The organism is Akkermansia sp. KLE1798, assembly GCF_001580195.1.
Classification (GTDB): domain Bacteria; phylum Verrucomicrobiota; class Verrucomicrobiia; order Verrucomicrobiales; family Akkermansiaceae; genus Akkermansia; species Akkermansia biwaensis.
Genome location: NZ_KQ971080.1, coordinates 68,769 through 85,467 on the forward strand (window position 1 = coordinate 68,769; position 16,699 = coordinate 85,467).

15 protein-coding genes are annotated in these 16,699 nt (G+C 58.0%); 3 read left to right on the plus strand and 12 right to left on the minus strand.

Going from position 1 to position 16,699, the window contains the following annotated elements; genetic code table 11:
- The first annotated feature begins 67 nt into the window (after window positions 1-67).
- A complete protein-coding gene (locus tag HMPREF3039_RS04510) occupies window positions 68-940 on the plus strand; it encodes a rhomboid family intramembrane serine protease (RefSeq protein WP_067982393.1) in 873 nt (290 codons plus the stop codon).
- 73 nt (window positions 941-1,013) lie between these two features.
- The gene (locus HMPREF3039_RS04515; protein ID WP_067569493.1) at window positions 1,014-2,540 is read left to right on the plus strand and encodes a YifB family Mg chelatase-like AAA ATPase; all 1,527 of its coding nucleotides are present in this window, start codon (window positions 1,014-1,016) and stop codon (window positions 2,538-2,540) included.
- Window positions 2,541-2,673: 133 nt separating this feature from the next.
- Here HMPREF3039_RS04515 and HMPREF3039_RS04520 read toward each other — a convergent pair whose 3' ends face one another.
- The 10 genes from HMPREF3039_RS04520 to HMPREF3039_RS04565 all read right to left on the minus strand — a co-directional run bounded on the left by HMPREF3039_RS04520 (window position 2,674) and on the right by HMPREF3039_RS04565 (window position 13,302).
- Entirely contained in the window at window positions 2,674-3,345 is a 672-nt protein-coding gene (locus HMPREF3039_RS04520; protein WP_167506776.1) for a PEP-CTERM sorting domain-containing protein, read from the minus strand.
- A gap of 465 nt (window positions 3,346-3,810) precedes the next feature.
- Window positions 3,811-5,100 carry an O-acetylhomoserine aminocarboxypropyltransferase/cysteine synthase family protein gene (locus HMPREF3039_RS04525; protein ID WP_067569499.1) on the minus strand — a complete coding sequence of 430 codons (1,290 nt, stop codon included), beginning with the start codon at window positions 5,098-5,100 and terminating at the stop codon, window positions 3,811-3,813.
- A 558-nt stretch (window positions 5,101-5,658) separates the two neighbouring features.
- Window positions 5,659-6,906, minus strand: a complete 1,248-nt coding sequence (locus tag HMPREF3039_RS04530) for a radical SAM protein (RefSeq protein ID WP_067569502.1) — start codon at window positions 6,904-6,906, stop codon at window positions 5,659-5,661.
- Window positions 6,899-7,960 (minus strand): radical SAM protein, encoded by a 1,062-nt coding sequence (locus tag HMPREF3039_RS04535; protein WP_067569505.1) that lies wholly within the window; start codon window positions 7,958-7,960, stop codon window positions 6,899-6,901. The genes HMPREF3039_RS04530 and HMPREF3039_RS04535 overlap by 8 nt, the downstream gene beginning before the upstream one ends.
- A 71-nt stretch (window positions 7,961-8,031) precedes the next feature.
- On the minus strand, window positions 8,032-8,850 hold the full coding sequence (locus HMPREF3039_RS04540; protein ID WP_067982396.1) for a hypothetical protein: 819 nt from the start codon (window positions 8,848-8,850) through the stop codon (window positions 8,032-8,034).
- Between the two features lie 294 nt (window positions 8,851-9,144).
- A complete protein-coding gene (locus HMPREF3039_RS04545; protein WP_067569511.1) occupies window positions 9,145-9,579 on the minus strand; it encodes an exosortase system-associated protein, TIGR04073 family in 435 nt (144 codons plus the stop codon).
- Window positions 9,580-9,766: 187 nt separating this feature from the next.
- Window positions 9,767-10,687: an alpha/beta hydrolase gene (locus HMPREF3039_RS04550; protein ID WP_067569514.1), complete on the minus strand. Its 921-nt coding sequence runs from the start codon at window positions 10,685-10,687 to the stop codon at window positions 9,767-9,769.
- Window positions 10,688-10,768: 81 nt separating this feature from the next.
- Window positions 10,769-11,791, minus strand: coding sequence for an NAD(P)H-dependent glycerol-3-phosphate dehydrogenase (locus HMPREF3039_RS04555; protein WP_067569517.1), 1,023 nt, complete (start codon window positions 11,789-11,791; stop codon window positions 10,769-10,771).
- A gap of 1 nt (window position 11,792) precedes the next feature.
- Window positions 11,793-12,449, minus strand: coding sequence for a glycerol-3-phosphate 1-O-acyltransferase PlsY (plsY, locus tag HMPREF3039_RS04560; protein ID WP_067569520.1), 657 nt, complete (start codon window positions 12,447-12,449; stop codon window positions 11,793-11,795).
- Window positions 12,450-12,531: 82 nt separating this feature from the next.
- Window positions 12,532-13,302: a hypothetical protein gene (locus HMPREF3039_RS04565; RefSeq protein ID WP_147549935.1), complete on the minus strand. Its 771-nt coding sequence runs from the start codon at window positions 13,300-13,302 to the stop codon at window positions 12,532-12,534.
- Window positions 13,303-13,487: 185 nt separating this feature from the next.
- On the opposite strand from HMPREF3039_RS04565, the gene HMPREF3039_RS04570 reads away from it, so the two are divergent.
- Window positions 13,488-14,219 (plus strand): DUF3313 family protein, encoded by a 732-nt coding sequence (locus tag HMPREF3039_RS04570; protein ID WP_067982401.1) that lies wholly within the window; start codon window positions 13,488-13,490, stop codon window positions 14,217-14,219.
- A gap of 19 nt (window positions 14,220-14,238) precedes the next feature.
- Here the strand turns inward: HMPREF3039_RS04570 and HMPREF3039_RS04575 are convergent, their stop codons facing one another.
- Together HMPREF3039_RS04575 and lysS are read right to left on the minus strand one after the other, a co-directional pair.
- Window positions 14,239-15,009, minus strand: a complete 771-nt coding sequence (locus HMPREF3039_RS04575; RefSeq protein WP_067569529.1) for a PP2C family protein-serine/threonine phosphatase — start codon at window positions 15,007-15,009, stop codon at window positions 14,239-14,241.
- A gap of 16 nt (window positions 15,010-15,025) precedes the next feature.
- Window positions 15,026-16,507 (minus strand): lysine--tRNA ligase, encoded by a 1,482-nt coding sequence (gene lysS, locus HMPREF3039_RS04580; RefSeq protein ID WP_067569532.1) that lies wholly within the window; start codon window positions 16,505-16,507, stop codon window positions 15,026-15,028.
- Between the last annotated feature and the right edge of the window lie 192 nt (window positions 16,508-16,699).

Here is a 16,699-nt window from a genome sequence, read left to right on the forward strand (position 1 = left end):
CCTACCTTGAACGGGACATGCATTTTCCTTGTCAAAGTGCCCTGAACACGTTTACATGCTGTCTTATATGCGAGCAGAGCAGGAAAATTGGGGAAATACGGTGAAGGAACGCCTGTTCGACCAGCGCGGCGCCGTTGTCGTACACTGGCTGATCCTGCTCAATGTGGTCATTTTTTTCCTCGGATTCTTTTTCCAAGTGGAGGTTCCGCGGGATATTTACCCGCCGGGCCGCCTGGACCTGGTGCAGTTGTATGGGGCCTACAGCGAGTACATGTGTTTTCACGAGGGGGAATTGTGGCGCCTGTTCACCTACCAGTTTCTTCACGCTAATCTGGGCCATATCCTGTTCAACATGATCGCCCTGTGGTTTTTCGGCCCCGTGGTGGAAGAACGTTTCGGGCATTTGCGCTTCCTGCTGTATTACCTGTTCTGCGGCGTGGCTGCGGCTTTATTTTCCTCCCTGTTGGGTTACATGGGCTTTTTTGACCCGGAATGGCGCTTTATCCCAATGGTGGGCGCTTCCGGCTCCATTTACGGCATCATGGCCGCCTGCGCCGTGCTTTTCCCCCATGCACGGGTCCAGCTTCTGTTCCCCCCCGTGAACCTGAGCGTACGCCAGTTTGCGCTGGTCGTGCTGGGTATTGCCTGTGCCGTGGTGATTTTCCAGTGGAATAATGCGGGCGGCGAAGCCGGCCACCTGGGCGGCATGCTGGCCGGGTTTATTTTAACGCTGCTGATCCTGCTGAAGGAGAAGCTGTCTTCTTCCCGACCCGTTTCCTACAGCCGTCGACCCGCTCCACGACCTTCCTCTTCTTCAGAAAGGGAGACCTTCCCTACGGAAGAGGAAGTGAATGAAGTGATGGACAAGATTTCCCGTTCCGGCCTGTCCAGCCTGACGGAGAAGGAGAGGGAAATCCTCAAGCGTGCATCACGGCGCTGAAGATTTTATTGGAGTTTCCCATATTTAATTCCATTTTTCTTTATTTTTCCCCGTTTCCGCCTAGGATACGGGCATGATGACGCGGTTATATTCCTCCACCGTCCTGGGCGTGGAAGGCGTAGAAGTGGAGGTGGAAGTGGATTTCCGCCCCATGGCGGAAAAACGCACCTTTATTGTGGGTTTGCCGGATACGGCCGTCAAAGAGAGCGGGCAGCGCGTGGACACGGCCATTCAGAACAGTGGGCTGCCGTTCCAGCAGGGGATTTTCGTGGTGAATCTGGCTCCCGCGGATTTGAAGAAACAGGGCCCCGGTTTCGATCTTCCTATTGCCCTGGGAATGATTGCCGGAGCGGCGGAGAAGCTTGTTGACGCTTCTCTCTGGTGCATCATCGGGGAGTTGGCCCTGGACGGAACCGTGCGCCCCGTACAGGGCATCCTGCCGCAGGTGATCGAAGCGCGGCGCATGGGCAGGAAACGCATCATGCTGCCTCACGCCAATGCGCATGAGGCAGCACCCGTTCACGGCGTGGAGATTTTTCCCGTTTCCACCTTGCAGGAAGCCTGGGAATTGCTGACGTCCGCCGCACTGCCTGCGCCTTTTACGGCACCGCAAAAGGCCGGGGATATTTCCGAAGCGAATGTCGATTTCGACGAGATCAAGGGGCAGGCTTACGCGCGCCGCGCCATGGAGATTGCGGCGGCGGGCGCCCACAATATCCTGCTCAGCGGTTCTCCGGGCTCCGGCAAGTCCATGCTGGCTCAAAGGCTCCCGACCATTCTGCCGCCTCTGAACCGGGAAGAAGCTCTGGAAACCAGCAAGGTCCATTCCGTGTGCGGCCTGCTGAAACGCGGAAACGGCTTGGTAACCCAGCGGCCATTCCGTGCTCCGCACCACACTATTTCCGACGCAGGCCTGATGGGAGGGGGCAATAATATCACGCCCGGAGAGGTGTCTCTCGCCCATAACGGCGTGCTGTTCCTGGACGAGCTGCCGGAGTTCCGTCGTGCGACGCTGGAAACGCTGCGGCAGCCTCTGGAGTCCGGCCACGCCATCATTTCCCGCGCCTCCGGGACCATGACTTTTCCATGCCGCTTCATGCTGGCGGCAGCCATGAATCCGTGCCCCTGCGGCTATTTGGGCGACCGCCGAAGAACCTGCACGTGTTCCCCGGCCCAAATAGCGCGTTACCGCCAGAAGATTTCAGGCCCCCTTCTCGACCGGTTCGATCTTTTGATGGAGGTTCCCGCCGTAGATCCCGCCATGCTGGCGGCGGCTCCTTCCGGCGAATGTTCCGCCAGCATCCGGGAACGTGTCGTAGCCGCACGGGAACGCCAGCAGAAAAGATATGCAGGCACCGTGATCCGCAGCAATGCCGCCCTTTCCGGAAAAGCCCTGCACAAGCATTGCCGCCTGCGGCCGGAGGGACAAGCCATCCTGCTGCGCGCGGTAGAGGAACTGGCCCTTTCCGCACGGGCGTACGACCGTATTCTGAAAGTGGCCCGCACCATAGCAGATCTGGCGGACAGCTCGGAAATCCAGGATCACCATTTGTATGAAGCCGTCCAGTACCGGGCCTTTGAACGCTCCCTCCGGGAATGACCCCATCCCGGAAAACGCGCGGCCTTTAGAAGGTCACGTTTCGTTCCATTCCAAAGGATAGCCTCTCCCTGTCCGGGAGAGGAAAAAGGGACGGCTTCCGGACAGTTTTCTTCCCGATGGGCACGCTTGCCGCTCACCGGCCCCGATGGCGCCGGATAACCAATGCTCCCAGGCCAAGCAGGCCCAGAGAGACGGTAGCCGGCTCCGGAACAACTTCATAGGCTACCTGAATGTTGGTGAGCGTGTAGGGGGAGGTAGCGCTACCCGCACCGCCGCGTACCCCGGCAACCAGCTTGTACCCTTCACCCCACGTCAATGGAGAATCCGCCATGTTCAAGGAAACGGACGTGGTTCTTGACGTGGAATCAAAGGTAAAGCCTTGCACGGTGGAAAGGTTCTGGACAAGCGTTCCGGAAGAGTCGTAAACCGCCAGAACCATGGTGTAGCTGGTGATGACGGAGGTAGGCGTATCACAGGAAAAGACGATGGAGGAAACAAGGTCTCCCTGTTGGGGCCCGCCCAACACCATGGCAAAGGAATCGCCCGCCACTCCGCTTCTGCCGCAAAGGATGATGGAGCCAATGTCACCATTGTTGATCCAGGTTCCCTCCCCGTTTTGGGGCCAGTTGGCCAGACTGTTGTTGTTGCCTCCCGCATAGACGCCAACCCCGCTGTTTTTTACCTTATTCAGCAGTTGCTCCCCTGTTTGCGGCGCCATCGTCGCAGTTTGCGACAGATTGGCGGATTCAGGCAGTTCGGCAATGATGGTAGCGGCATTTGCAGCCACCACACTGGCACAACTCATTAATACAGCACAATATCTACTTTTCATAAGTACCACACCATAATAAATTTATTATGGCATGTCAATTTACAATTATGAAGAAAAGCAGTTGAAATTTCCGCCTTTTCTGAAATCACTCACATCCTGTTGAAACTGAAAAGACGAGCCATTTCCGAGGAAGCTCCATTTCTGTCTTTCTCTGCACAACGTCATTAAAATCCGTTTTTTACGTAAAAACAAACGTTCCACCAAAGAGAAGATGAAATTATTGCCTCTTCATGACTTTCTGCAAGATTTTACAAGAGGCGGCCGGTCTTCGTTGCCATAGGTCCGTTTCTTGCAGCGGGATGGATGCTCCAGCTATTTTTTCAGGTTCGCCCTTCAACGTTCCTCCGCCATCCCGTCCGTTTCATCCATCACAGATGAAAAACAGCCGTTCCGGACATTTCCACGGAACGGCTGTACGTACGGGAAGGCAAGACAGATTTAACGGATGGCTTCCAGAGCCTGCCTGAGGTCGGCAATAATGTCTTCCGCCGCTTCCGTCCCTACGGAGAAGCGGATGAGATCTGGCCTGACCCCTGCTTCCATCAACTGTTCGTCCGTCAACTGGCGGTGCGTGTGGCTGGCAGGATGGAGGACGCAGGTGCGGGAGTCCGCCACATGGGTGACAATGGCGGCCAGTTTCAGGCTGTCCATGAATTTGATGGCCCGTTCGCGGCCTCCCTTGATGCCGAATGTCACCACCCCGCAGGACTGGCCGCCGCGGAACTGTTTTTGAGCCAGGTCATGGTACTTGTTGGAAGGGAGGCCCGGATAATTGATCCAGGCCACGTCTTCCTGTTCCTGCAGGAATTCGGCCACTTTTTGCGCGTTTTCGCAATGGCGCGGAACGCGCAAGTGCAGGGTTTCCAATCCCAGGTTGAGCAGAAAGGCGTTTTGCGGAGACTGGATGGAACCCAGGTCGCGCATGAGCTGGACGGTTGCCTTGGTAATGTAAGCGCCCTTGCCGAAGCTTTTACTGTAAGAAAGACCGTGATACGACGGATCCGGTTCCGTCAACCCGGGGAATTTGTCCCTGTGGGCTTCCCAGTCAAAGTTGCCGCTGTCCACGATGGCGCCGCCCACGGCGGCGGCATGGCCGTCCATGTATTTGGTGGTGGAATGGGTAACAATGTCCGCTCCCCATTCAAAGGGGCGGCAGTTGATGGGCGTGGTGAACGTATTGTCCACGATGAGGGGCACGCCGTGGGCATGGGCGATGTCCGCAAATTTGCGGATGTCCAGCACGCAGAGCGTCGGGTTGGAGACGGTTTCCGCAAACAGGGCTTTCGTGTTGGGGCGAATCGCTTTGGCAATTTCTTCCGCCGGGGCGTCCTGGTCCACAAAGGTGACTTCTATGCCCATTTTCCGGAACGTAACGGCGAAAAGATTGTACGTTCCCCCATAAATGGAAGCGGCACTGACGATGTGGTCGCCGGCCTCGCAGATATTGAAGACGGCAAAGAAGGAAGCTGCCTGGCCGGAGGAAGTGAGAATGGCGGCCACACCGCCTTCCAGGTCAGCTATTTTCCTGGCTACCGCCTCGTTGGTGGGATTTTGCAGGCGCGTGTAGAAGAAACCAGGTTCCTCCAGGTCAAACAGCTTGGCCATCTGTTCGCTGGTTTCATATTTGAATGTCGTGCTCTGGTAAATGGGAAGCACGCGGGGTTCGCCTTTTTTCGGCGTCCAGCCCGCCTGCACGCACAGGGTTTCCGGTCTCAATTCCTGACTCATGATGCAGGGATGCTATGCGATGCCCCCATCCTTGTAAAGCAGGGAAAAACAGGACGGGAATGCGGTGGTTTCAAATGGGCCGGGGAGCAAAATATTGCGATTGCTCAGGGACGTCCCGCGGAGTGTTTTTACTGGAGTTTCCCTCCTTCGCCGGACATTGGGTCCGTGCATTTATTGAGAAGAAATTTCTACGGTGAATTGTTCCGCCGGCGCCTTCTCCGCCGGAGTGGAGAGAAGTGTTCCATTCATCAGGGAGAAACACCGGATTTCCAGAAAACAGAGCCGCAAAGCCACTTTTACTTATTATCTAAAGCACTTCCGAAAGCTGTCTTTTTGCCGAAAATTGGGACTGGAACGGATCTGCCCGTTCCGGAGGCTTTACACTACGCAACTGTCAACCGGAGAATTCCCGGGTTTCCCTGCCTTCAAGGCCATTTCCTTTTCACAACGGAATATTTTCTTCCATGCAGAACGTTTTCTGCGGTGAAAGATTGTTTTCCGCCCATGTTTCAGGGGGCAGGAGCCTATGCCGCTCCGCCCCTACCGGAACCAATAGGATTATTTGATTTCCGGAAGCGGAGTGGAGATTTCTTCTTCCGTCAGATAACAGCCGGGGTCGGAACCGTACCAGTGCCCGTTGGCAAAGGCGGCTCGCGTGCGGAATCCGCCGCCGCACAGGGCAAAGTGGACGCAGCGGCCACAACGGCCTTCTATTTTTTTCTGCCGTTCCAGCGGGTCGTCGGACCCGCGCAATTCGGGCAGCATTTCCGCCGCGGCTCCCGCCTTGGCGTCCCACAAGTCGGAGAACAGGTTGTTTTTCACGTTGCCGAGCGTCACGGACTGCCAGAACTGGTCCGGATGCACCATGCCCTGCGTGTCGATGTTGGCAATGCCGCGGCCGGAACTGTTCGCTCCGCCGCCGTTCCATTGAAGCAGCTTCAACGTTTCCTCCGCCAGAGGGGAACTTTCCCGGAGCTGGCGCAGCAGCAGATAAATGCCGTCCGCAGGCTGGGTAACGGTAAGCACTTCCCTGTTTTTGCCTTCCGCCTTCCATTCTTCCACACGGGCAATGAGGGTGTCCATGGCATGGCGGGCTTCCTCCCGGGTAAGCGTTTGCACTTCCACGCCGCGGCCGGTAGGCACCAGATGGTAGAAGCAGACGCGCTGAATGTCGTTGGCGTCAATGAAGTCCAGAATCTGCTCCATGCATTGCACGTTGTTGCGGGTCAGGGTCAGGCGCAGGCCCGTTTTCTGGCCCACGTCGCTGCACAGCTTGAACCCGCGCACCGCCTGGTCAAAGGAGCCTTCCACCCCCCGGAATTGGTCATGAACGGCGCCGATGCCGTCCAGGGAGATGCCTACGTACGCCACACCCAGTTCCTTGAACCGCGCGGCGGATTCCGGCGTGATGCGGGTGCCGTTCGTGGAGATGGTGACTTTCAGCCCTTTTCCCGTGGCCCGTTCCAGCAGGTCCATGAAACGGGGATGCACCAGGGGCTCACCGCCGGAGAACAGAAGGGCGTTTACCTTGTAGTCCGCCAGATCGTCAATGACGGTACAGCATTGGTCCCAGTCCAGCTCTCCGTCAAATTTCCGGGCGGACGCGTCCGCATAGCAATGAACACATTTGAGGTTGCAGGTACGGGTGATGTTCCATACTACAATGGGCTTGCGGACGCGGGAAGAGGCGGGAGCGCAGGATTCCACGGCTCCTCCGGCGGAACGGCCGTGCCCCTGGCCCTGGCCGTATCTCAAATGGTCCGCGGGCTGTTCCGCCCCTGTCCAAAGTCTGGTGATGTTAATCATGGTGTTGTGAAAGCCTGGGTTGATAGGGGCAGAGGTTGTCCTCCGCCATCATGTCTCCGTACACGGCGTACGCCCGGGAGCGGGAGCCGCCGCAAATGGTGCGGTATTCGCAACGGCCGCATTTGCCCAGCAGCGCGTTGTCGTCCCGAAGCTTGAGAAAGAGGGGGTGCGTGCGGTACACTTCGCCCACATCGTCCGTGCGGACATTGCCCGCCGTGATGGGGAGGAAGCCGGAGGGCTGGATGTCACCGGTGTGGGAGATGAACATGATGCCCTTTCCGTCGCGCGTGGGAATGGCGCGCCGCGCCGGCCTGGCTCCCTGAGCACGTGCCTCCTGAAGGGCCACCCGGCGATAATGGTGCCCTTCCGTGGTCTTGACGCCGAAGGAGACTTCCCGGCTGACCTCGCTGAGTTTTTTCCAGACGGCTTCCACCTGCTCCGCGGCAGGCATTTCATCCATTGCCGCCCGGCCCGTAGGAACAAGCAGGAAGACGCTCCACATGCCCGGCTGCATTTTTTTCATCAGCTCTACAAAGTCGTCGAACTCACCCAGCGTGCTTTTGGTGATGGTGGTGTTGATCTGGAGGTGCATGCCCGCCTCCTTGGCCATTTCCGCCGCGCGGAGGGTCCGTTCATACGTGTGCGGCACGCCCCGGAAGGCGTCATGCGTGGCTTCATGGGCGCCGTCCAGGCTCAGGGACATGCTCTGCACCCCCGCTTCTTTCAAGGCATGAAAATCCGCGCGCACCAGCCTGGCCGTGGCGGCAGGGCTCAAGGCCACATGCAGCCCCTTGTCCGCCGCCGCGCGGATCAGTTCCAGAATATCAGGCCTCATGATGGGGTCCCCTCCCGTCAGCACAAGCATGGGCGGCCGGAGTTCCGCCAGCCGGTCAATCAGCCGCAAGGCTTCTTCATGGTCCAGTTCATCAGGATGCGGACGCGGCTGGGCTACGGCCCTGCAATGTTTGCACGCAAGGGCGCAAGCGCGCGTCACCTCCCAGAAAACCAGAAAGGGACGTTCATTGAGATCTGTTTCACTAAAAGTCGGTCGCATTCCTCAGGACTGCCACTTTAGAACAATTATTATCTTTGACCAGCCCAAAAGGAGGCATTTTCCAAAAATGGCTACTTGGCCGCTTCTTCGCGGATTTTCTGAACTTCCCTGGGCAGTTCGGAGAGGGATTTCACGGAATCCTTCAGGTTCTGCGTGGCATTGGGAGAAAGCATGACAGCCGCCATGTGCTTGATGATGGGCTGCATCATTTCCACAAGCTGCTGCTGCGTTCCCATCAGCTTGGCCTGCTGGTTTCTGGTCAGGGGCGGCAGGGAGGCCTGCTTTTTGGCAATGTCCAGCAACGCAGCCCGGTAGTGCTTGACCTGTTCCTCGGCAGCAGCGCTGGTTTCCGCATCTTTCACGTTCGCCAGCGCTTTATCCAGCTTCTTTGCTTCTTCCACGGTTTTTTCCAGCAGGGTCTCATGCGTATTGCCTTCCGCATCCTTCGGGAACGGCTCCGCCTGGGCAGCCTTGTCTTTGGAAGCCTGCGCCAGTTCCGTCTGAACGGACTGCAAATTCATCAAGGCTTTCTGCAAGTCCGGAGTAAGCAGGTTTTCCTTTTTGAGACGGGCAAGGGATTTCACCAGTTCTCCGGAAACTTTCTGTATTTCCACCATCTGGGCCGCAATCTGGGCCTGTTCCTGGGGAGTGGCGCCGGGCAGCTCCAACTGCCGTTTTCCCAGGTCCACCAGCTTTTCATGCACTTTCTTGACGGTTTCCACCGCGGCGGCAGCTCCGGGCTCATCCGTCACCTTGTCCATTGCGGCGGTGATCTCCTGCATGCAGGCCACGCTTTGCTTGGTCAGGGAAGTATGGGTATCCTGGGCAAATGCAGGCGCCGTGATGCAGGCTGCCGCGCCCAGGCCGATGAAAGCAACTGTGTTATTCATGGTATGGAAGCCTTTCCGTTGTGAAAAGGTACTTCTTTCCCTGTCTTCCGTCAACCGTGACGGCCGTCACGTGATGTAAAACGCTACCGGTCCTGTTTTCTTTTTTCCAAAAGTCGTTGCTGTTTTCGGAATAGCGTTTCTCCCGGGCTTGTTTTTCATTCCCTCAAGGGAGAGTGCAACTTTCCTTTCCGGAACAAGAAAGGTTTTCCGCCCGGCAGGGACAAGGCTGCCATAAAAAAGGGCTGCCCGCATGTACAGGCAACCCTTTTGAAATTGATCAACCAGCTTCCCGGCTTAGTCGCGCTGCTGGCGGGAATAGTTATAGTAGCTCTGGAAGCTGAGTTCCGCAGGGAATTCGCTCAGGCCGCCATTGGGATTGTATTCCTTGAGGCCGCTCATGCCGCAACGGCCCTGATAGGGAGGCCTGTAGGTGCACTTGTAGGTAGGCGCCCAGAAAGTGACAAGTTCATAGATGCCGTAGCCCATGCGTTCAAACATGGTGGCGGTGCCGTCCACAATGCCGACGGAGAATCCGGCGTAGTCGCCTTCGCGGCTCGTCCAGTTGATGATCCCCAGCGGGATTTCTTCAACGGAGTAAATGATGTTGGCAAGGGCGCGGCCCAGCTTGCGGGTGGGAGTGTATTCGGAAGCGGGCGGAGCCTGGATGTCCGCACTGGCAACCCCAAGGGCTCCGGCGGCGAAAAGAGCGGAGATGATGGCACGTTTCATACTGATTGTTTATATAGTATAATTTGTCGAGGAAAAGCAACTCAAAAAAACAAAAAAACATCCGTCCCCTGTACCTGGCTCCCCTGGAAAGGAAAAAGCCGGGGGCGGCAGCCCGTTCCTCCCCGTTTCCGGCACAGGTTCACGGCAAGGCATGCCGCAAAAGGAAGAGAAAGACTTCCGGCCACAATTAAAGATGATTTTTGAAAAAGGAGGCCAGAACGGAGGAGGCTTCATCCACATATTCCGGCACATCATATAACGACATGTGGTCGGCGCCTTCCACGACATGGTAATTTTTGTCCACGCTTGCCGCGCGGGCATACAGGTCATCGCTCATCCATTTGCTTCCGGCTGCGCTGCCCGCCACAATCTGCAGGGGCTGCGTCAGAAATACGTCCGCCATGTTGAACGCATCGTAGGTAACGAGCTGGGTCAGACTTCTTGACGCGGCAATGCTTGGAGCCGTGGAGCACGCGCAGCGGGGAGTCCGGTAATATTCCCATGCCTTGCGCAGTTCTTCGCTGGGGGCGTCTTCCTCCTTCAGCGGAGCAAGGGGGAATGTCACCTGGGCGGAACCGTTCGCCTCCGTCGTTCTGGCCTGGGAGCCGGCCTCCAGCAACGGAAAGGCGTCCCTTGAACTGCCTTTCCCTTCCCAGCCATTCCGCAGCATGGCGCCTATATTGACGGCGCTTACCGTTCCCAGCGCCTTGATGCGGCGGTCATTGATTGCGGCATTGGCCGCATAGCCGCCTCCGGCGCAAATGCCCATGGCTCCTATCCTGACGTTGTCCACATAAGGAAGCGTAGTCAAATAATCAATCACCGCGCTGATGTCTTCGGTCCTGACGCAAGGATTTTCCAGATGCCGCGGTTCACCCGTGCTTTCACCCTGATAGGAGGCGTCAAAGGCAATGGTGACAAAACCCTGTTCCGCCAATTTCCGGGCGTACAGGCCTGCCGTCTGTTCCTTGACGCCGCCGCCGGGATGGGCGACGATGACGGCGGGATATTGCAGGGAGGCATCAAACCCGTCGGGAAAATTGATGAAGGCCGCCATCGTGACACCCTGGCCGTTCCGGTTCGCGAACGTAATTTTTTGCTGTTCCATAACAAGGCATGGACATTTTCCAGGGTGCAGCGTTCATGGGGCGGCAAGCCTGTGCCGGCTCACCGCGCACAACAGCCCCGATCAATGATCGTCCGCATCCATTTCCGGTCTGGGGTCCCGCGTCATCAGTTCCGTAAGGGCCTCCATCGGCGCCTTGGATTCATAAAGCACGGCGTAAACCGCATCTATCAGGGGCGTGCGCACTTTCAGCTTCCGGGCGATTTCATACACGGAGAGCGTGTTGGGCACCCCTTCCGCCACCATGCCCAGGGTATCCAGGATTTCCTGGAGGCTTTTTCCTTCCGCCAGCCTGCGCCCCACCGTCTGGTTGCGGGAATGGCGGGAATAGCAGGTGACAATGAGATCGCCCACGCCTGAAAGGCCCATGAAAGTTTCCCTCCGGCCACCGCTGGCTACGCCGATGCGCGTCATTTCAGCCAGGCCGCGGGTCAGCAGGGCCGCCTGGGCGTTATCCCCCAGGTTCAGCCCCTCGCACAATCCGGCGCCAATGGCAAAAACGTTCTTGATGGTTCCTCCGAGCTGCATTCCGATGATGTCCGTAGCGGAATAAACCCGGAAGGTCTTGGAGGCAAATATTTGCTGCACCCAGTCCGCATATTGCGGATCCTCAAAACCAATCAAGGACGCGGAGGGAAGGCCCAGACAAATGTCCTCCGCATGGTTGGGGCCGGAAAGCACGCCGATGGGGTTTGAAGGGAGATATTCCTGGAGAATTTCCGTCATCCTTTTATGGGTGCCCTGTTCAATGCCCTTGGTGCAGGAGACAATGACGGCATCCGGCCGCACGGGCAGATCACGCAGCTGCTGCGCTACGGAACGCATGGCTACGGAAGGCACCACCACCACGATCAGTTCCGCATCTTTCACCAGGTTCAGGTCACAAGTGGGATGAATGTTGGGAGCCAGGGGAGCGGCGGTTTCGGATAGAACAGGGTTGCGCCTCGTTTCCGCCAGTTCCCTGGCCTGGGCCTCCACGGGAGTCCACAGCACAACCTCGCATTCTCTGGTTGCCAGCACCATGGACAGAGCCGTGCCCCAGGAACCGGCGCCGATCACCGCTATTTTATGTAACCGATTTATCATCTTACTTGGACTTTTTGGAGTAGAAGGAGTGTTCCGTTCCGTTGAACAGTCTTGCCATGTTGGAACGGTGTTTGAAAATGACCAGCAGGCCGATCAATGTAAAGAAGGCAATATAGAGCACCTGGGGCGAGATGCTTCCTCCCTCGGCGAGCGGATACATCCACCATCCCGCCACGATCATCGCAACCGCCGCCAGAATGCTGGCCAGGGAGACGATGCCGGATATTCCTACGAGCACCAGCCACGTAGCCAAAGCCGTACAGGCCACTGCCGGATTGAGGGCAAAGAGAACGCCCGCCGTCGTCGCCACGCCCTTTCCCCCCTTGAATCCGAGAAAACAGGTGTACGTATGGCCCAGCACCACGGCAAAACATACCAGGACCACCGCCGTGTTGAAGTCCCATCCGGCACTGTCCCCGGTCAGAAACGGCAGCCAGTGCAATGCGCCGAATACGGGAATGAACCCTTTCAGAAAGTCCAGGACAAATACCGGTGCGCCCCACCGCCAGCCCAGCACGCGCCATGCGTTGGTAGCGCCAATGTTGCAAGACCCTTCCTTTCTGAGATCAAGCCCCCCGCACCTGCCGGCAAGGTAGCCGAACGGAACCGCTCCCACCAGATAGGAGGCCGCAATGTAGAGAACTATCCAGGCAGTCATTTCGTGTGGAAAGCATTCTACCCCTGCACCGGGGAAATGACAATTGAGAATTTCCCGGCCCCGGACGCCGAAACGGCCTTCCCTACCTGGCGGGGCCTCCAAGACCCACTTTCAGGTCAAGAGGCACCTGTACTTCCCTGCCCGTCTTTTTGAAGAGCACCACTTTAAGTTCCGCATCCGTAGAAGGGATGACATATTCGTATTCAACCGCATAGTTCTCATTTGCCATGTGGATTTGTTTCGGATTGCCCTCCGCTTCAAGCGCGGCCCCATCCATTTTCTGAAAGAGAATTCTGTCTACCGGAACGTCCCTGTTTTTCCGGGATAATTTCAAGTTCAACGTGACGGAACCGTCTTTGACAACAACGTTTTCCACCTTGAGCGCCACATGGCCCGCGGAAGCAGTTGCCCCCTTTTTCATTTCAAGCGCGACAGGCTCCATTTGTTCCTCTCCGTCCAGCACTTGCACGGGCAAGGTTCCCTTGACATGAATCCATTGCGCTTCCGGGGCAGGCGCTTCCCGGGCAGCCACGGCGCATCCGTATTGCGGCGGCAGGACAATCCCCATGGAATAAACGGGGATCATCGTTACCTTGCCCAAATCCTTTCCTGTGGAATCCGTACAAACCAGGCGTCCGTCCTCCCTGCCGGCGGCCAGCTGTACCTTTTCCCCGGAGGGAGTCAGGATCAACCCTACTTCCACACCGGGAAAAGGCTCGCTTATAAAAGTAAAGCCGGGGGAGTTCTGCATATCAAACCGTACAACGACGCCGGAAGGCGCCACTCCAATGGAAACAGGGGCGGCCACGGCAACGGAGGAAGCCAGCAATAAAGAGCAAAGGGCAGTTCTCATAGGATTGTATCATTAGTCCGTTTTTTCGGGATTTCAACCCGAATTCTCATATTCCCGCTTTCCGGAGCGCGAACCGTGCCTTTTCCGCACAGTCCGCAGCATTTTTCTTCACCAGAGGGATTCCCTTGCCGATTTTCCCGAGCTTTGCTAGTCTTCACACAAATTCCGTCCTCATGCAAACCCTGATGAAATCCTTTTTGCCGCTGGCATTCGCCTGCGCCGCCCTGGCCGGCCTGTTCTGCTCATGCACGGAACATCTGCTTGCCAAAATACCGAAGACGGAGTTTGCCCCCGAGACCCTGCAACCGTGGAACGCCCCTTTTGAAGGACTTTGGGTGAACCCGAAAGTCCAGGGAAAAGAAAAGCATTACAAGCGGCTTTACATCGCTCCAACGACCATCGACTACCTGACGCCGGGAGCGGACCGGCACTGGCATCCGGAAGAGTTCAAGGCCCAGGCCGTGAAACTGGCGGGAGAGTTTGACCGGAAACTCCGGGAAGATCTGGCCGCACAGCCGGGACTTCCCATCGCCCTGGCGGACAGCCGTCAAAAAGCCGACCTGGTACTGGAGACGGCGTTTGTCAGCATCAACCGCACCCTGGTGGGCGTCAATCTCCTGTCCCTGGGGTCCTCCTTTTTCATTCCCGGGGTTTCCTACGGCCTGGGGCTGATCTCCAAAGGAGACATGGCGATGTCGGGCCGTGTGACGGATGCACGCACCGGGGAGCGCCTGGCCGTGTTCGGCGACTACCGTTCGGACGAACCGACCGTTTTCGGGAGCGCCAGGGATTACACGATGTACGGCAACCACCGGAAGACGATCGACATGTGGAGCGCCAAACTGGCGGAGTTGATTGCCAAGGGACGCAACGGGAAGGTGGCGCCCGCCCTGTGGTTCACGCTGAACCCGTTTTAACGGCTGTAGAGGAAGGTTTTCAAGATTTCCTAACCACGGCGGCCCAGACGGAAGCATTGTCTTGCTGGGGTTCCAGCATGTCCTTCACCTGCTCCATGACGGTTTCCACCAGATGCCGGCTGGAGCGCTCCCGCGCCGCCTTGAGGGCCAGGAATGAAGGCTCCCTCAACAGTTCGGACCAGACCTGCAAGCCGTCCGAACAGGCCAGAACGGCATCCCCGGGATGGAGCAGCAGGGGCATCGCGCTGATGTCCACCAGCTCCACGGGGCCGCCCATCACGGCGGAGCGGAGCACGCAGCGCTGCCGCAGGGCCCGCTGGAGGGACATTTCCCCCTTCCGGTAAAGGCAGTCCGCAATCGGCCTCATGGAATGGTCTTCATTGAGGCGGTCCATGCAGGACCCGTCCGTGCCGCTCCACAAGTAAAGGGGGGAATCTCCCACACTGATCCACCACAGGCAGCGGTCCCGGATGAATGCGGCCAGCAGGGTGGTTCCGGATTCTTCAGGTTCCTTCTGGGTAGCGGCCAGCGCCTCATTGCCCGCGTGCAGCGCTTCCGCCAGGCGGGCGGGGATGTCCTGCTGGCCGCTTTCCGCAAACGCGGAGGCAAATGCATCCGCCACCACGCAGGAGGCGCAGGCGCCGCGGAGATGGCCGCCCATGCCGTCGCACACGATTCCCAGCATTCCGCCGTCAACGGAAAGGCTTTTGACCACGTCTTCCTGCTCGCGGCGTTTGCCGATCCATTGAGCGGAAGCGCAGTCCAGGGTATCGGGAGTGCGTCGGGCCATGCGGCATGCGGTAGAATTAACTGTCCTTCCGCTTCAACTGGGGGAAGAGCAGGACGTCGCGAATGGAAGACGCTCCGGTCAGCATCATGATGACCCGGTCAATGCCGATGCCGATGCCGCCCGCGGAGGGCATGCCGTATTCCAGCGTTTCAATGAAGTCGTAGTCCACGCGCTGGGTTTCCCCGGCGGCCTGGTGTTCCAGGCGTTCCTTCTGGACGTCCGGGTCATTGAGTTCGGAATAGCCGGGGGAGATTTCCTGGCCGTTGATCACCAGCTCGTACACGTCCACCACGTCCGGGTTTTCCCTGTTGAGCTTGGCCAGGGGGACCAGGTCCTTGGCAACGTGGGTGACGAAGCAGGGGTTCATCGTTTTTTCCTCCACCAGCTTTTCATATACCTGCTGGGAAACGTCCACGTCCTTCATGTCCGGGCTGATTTCCACACCCAGTTCCGCACAGCGGGCGCGGCGTTCTTCCGGCGTGATGTCAAACCAGTCCCGGCCGGCCACGCCGCGGATCAGGTCCTGGTAGTCGGCACGCTTCCACGGGCGCGTGAGGTCAATGGTATAAAGCACGTTGCCTTCCGCATCCTTGTGGTCGATCTGGAGGCCGCCGCAGAACGTTTCCGCCAGATGGCAGATGAGTTCTTCCACCATGTCCGCCATGGTTTCAAAGTCTCCGCAGGCGCAGTAGGCTTCCAGCATCGTGAATTCCGGATTGTGGCGGCGGTCGATGCCCTCGTTGCGGAAACTGCGGTTGAGTTCAAAAATTTTGGTGAATCCGCCCACCATCAGGCGCTTGAGGAAGAGTTCCGGGGCAATGCGCAGCGTGAGCGGCATGTCCAGCGCGTTATGGTACGTTTCAAACGGCTTGGCGGCGGCGCCCCCGGCCACGTCCTGGAGCATGGGGGTTTCCACTTCCAGATAGCCGCGGTCCTGAAGAAAACGGCGGATTTCCGCGATCATCAGGGAGCGGGTGACAAACAGGGAGGCGCTTTCCTCATTGGAGATGAGGTCCAGATGGCGCTTGCGGTAGGTAACTTCCTTATCCGCCAGGCCGTGCCATTTGTCCGGCAGGGGGCGGAGGCTCTTGGAAAGGATGACCAGGCCGGAGACCTTGATGGTAGGCTCCCCGGTACGCGTCAAAAACGTGGTTCCCGTAATGCCTACCCAGTCCCCGCGGTCCAGCAGCTTCCACAGGTTCCAGGTGGTTTCGTCCACTTCATTCCGGTGCAGGAAGCCCTGGATTTTGCCGCGCACGTCTCCAATGACGAAGAACTGAGATTTGCCCATGTCCCGGATGGCCAGCAGGCGCCCGGCCACGGCCACCTGCCTGTCTTCCTGGAAGTCGGCTTTCAACTCGGCGGGCGTGGTGGTCGCGTCAAATCTTGCACCGTAGGGGTCGATTCCCAGCTCGCGGATTTTGGCGAGCTTGTCGCGGCGCACGGCAATGAGTTCGGATTCCGTCGTATTGGGATGTGCCTGCTGTTGTTCGGACATAGTGTGGGGATTTTAAAGGCTTGACTCCGTTTTGGCTAGCGGATTGTCAGGCAGAATCCATTTTTGGCGGGCCGCCCTGCATGAAATGCCGTTTACCCCAGGCATCCCGCGGAGAGGATTCCATGCTCCGCGACCGGCCTGCGGCGGAGAGAAGAGCCGCTTTTTCCGCAGCCGAGGAAGTTCCGGCAAATA

What these genes read in the sequence shown, in the direction of transcription:
- HMPREF3039_RS04550 (WP_067569514.1), bottom strand. Translation starts at nt 10,687, where the DNA reads ATGGAACAGCAAAAAATTACGTTCGCGAACCGGAACGGCCAGGGTGTC.
- HMPREF3039_RS04570 (WP_067982401.1), top strand. Translation starts at nt 13,488, where the DNA reads ATGAAATCCTTTTTGCCGCTGGCATTCGCCTGCGCCGCCCTGGCCGGC.
- HMPREF3039_RS04540 (WP_067982396.1), bottom strand. Translation starts at nt 8,850, where the DNA reads ATGAATAACACAGTTGCTTTCATCGGCCTGGGCGCGGCAGCCTGCATC.
- HMPREF3039_RS04575 (WP_067569529.1), bottom strand. Translation starts at nt 15,009, where the DNA reads ATGGCCCGACGCACTCCCGATACCCTGGACTGCGCTTCCGCTCAATGG.
- plsY (WP_067569520.1), bottom strand. Translation starts at nt 12,449, where the DNA reads ATGACTGCCTGGATAGTTCTCTACATTGCGGCCTCCTATCTGGTGGGA.
- HMPREF3039_RS04535 (WP_067569505.1), bottom strand. Translation starts at nt 7,960, where the DNA reads ATGCGACCGACTTTTAGTGAAACAGATCTCAATGAACGTCCCTTTCTG.
- HMPREF3039_RS04545 (WP_067569511.1), bottom strand. Translation starts at nt 9,579, where the DNA reads ATGAAACGTGCCATCATCTCCGCTCTTTTCGCCGCCGGAGCCCTTGGG.
- HMPREF3039_RS04555 (WP_067569517.1), bottom strand. Translation starts at nt 11,791, where the DNA reads ATGATAAATCGGTTACATAAAATAGCGGTGATCGGCGCCGGTTCCTGG.
- HMPREF3039_RS04510 (WP_067982393.1), top strand. Translation starts at nt 68, where the DNA reads ATGCGAGCAGAGCAGGAAAATTGGGGAAATACGGTGAAGGAACGCCTG.
- lysS (WP_067569532.1), bottom strand. Translation starts at nt 16,507, where the DNA reads ATGTCCGAACAACAGCAGGCACATCCCAATACGACGGAATCCGAACTC.
- HMPREF3039_RS04525 (WP_067569499.1), bottom strand. Translation starts at nt 5,100, where the DNA reads ATGAGTCAGGAATTGAGACCGGAAACCCTGTGCGTGCAGGCGGGCTGG.
- HMPREF3039_RS04520 (WP_167506776.1), bottom strand. Translation starts at nt 3,345, where the DNA reads ATGAGTTGTGCCAGTGTGGTGGCTGCAAATGCCGCTACCATCATTGCC.
- HMPREF3039_RS04515 (WP_067569493.1), top strand. Translation starts at nt 1,014, where the DNA reads ATGATGACGCGGTTATATTCCTCCACCGTCCTGGGCGTGGAAGGCGTA.
- HMPREF3039_RS04530 (WP_067569502.1), bottom strand. Translation starts at nt 6,906, where the DNA reads ATGATTAACATCACCAGACTTTGGACAGGGGCGGAACAGCCCGCGGAC.
- HMPREF3039_RS04565 (WP_147549935.1), bottom strand. Translation starts at nt 13,302, where the DNA reads ATGAGAACTGCCCTTTGCTCTTTATTGCTGGCTTCCTCCGTTGCCGTG.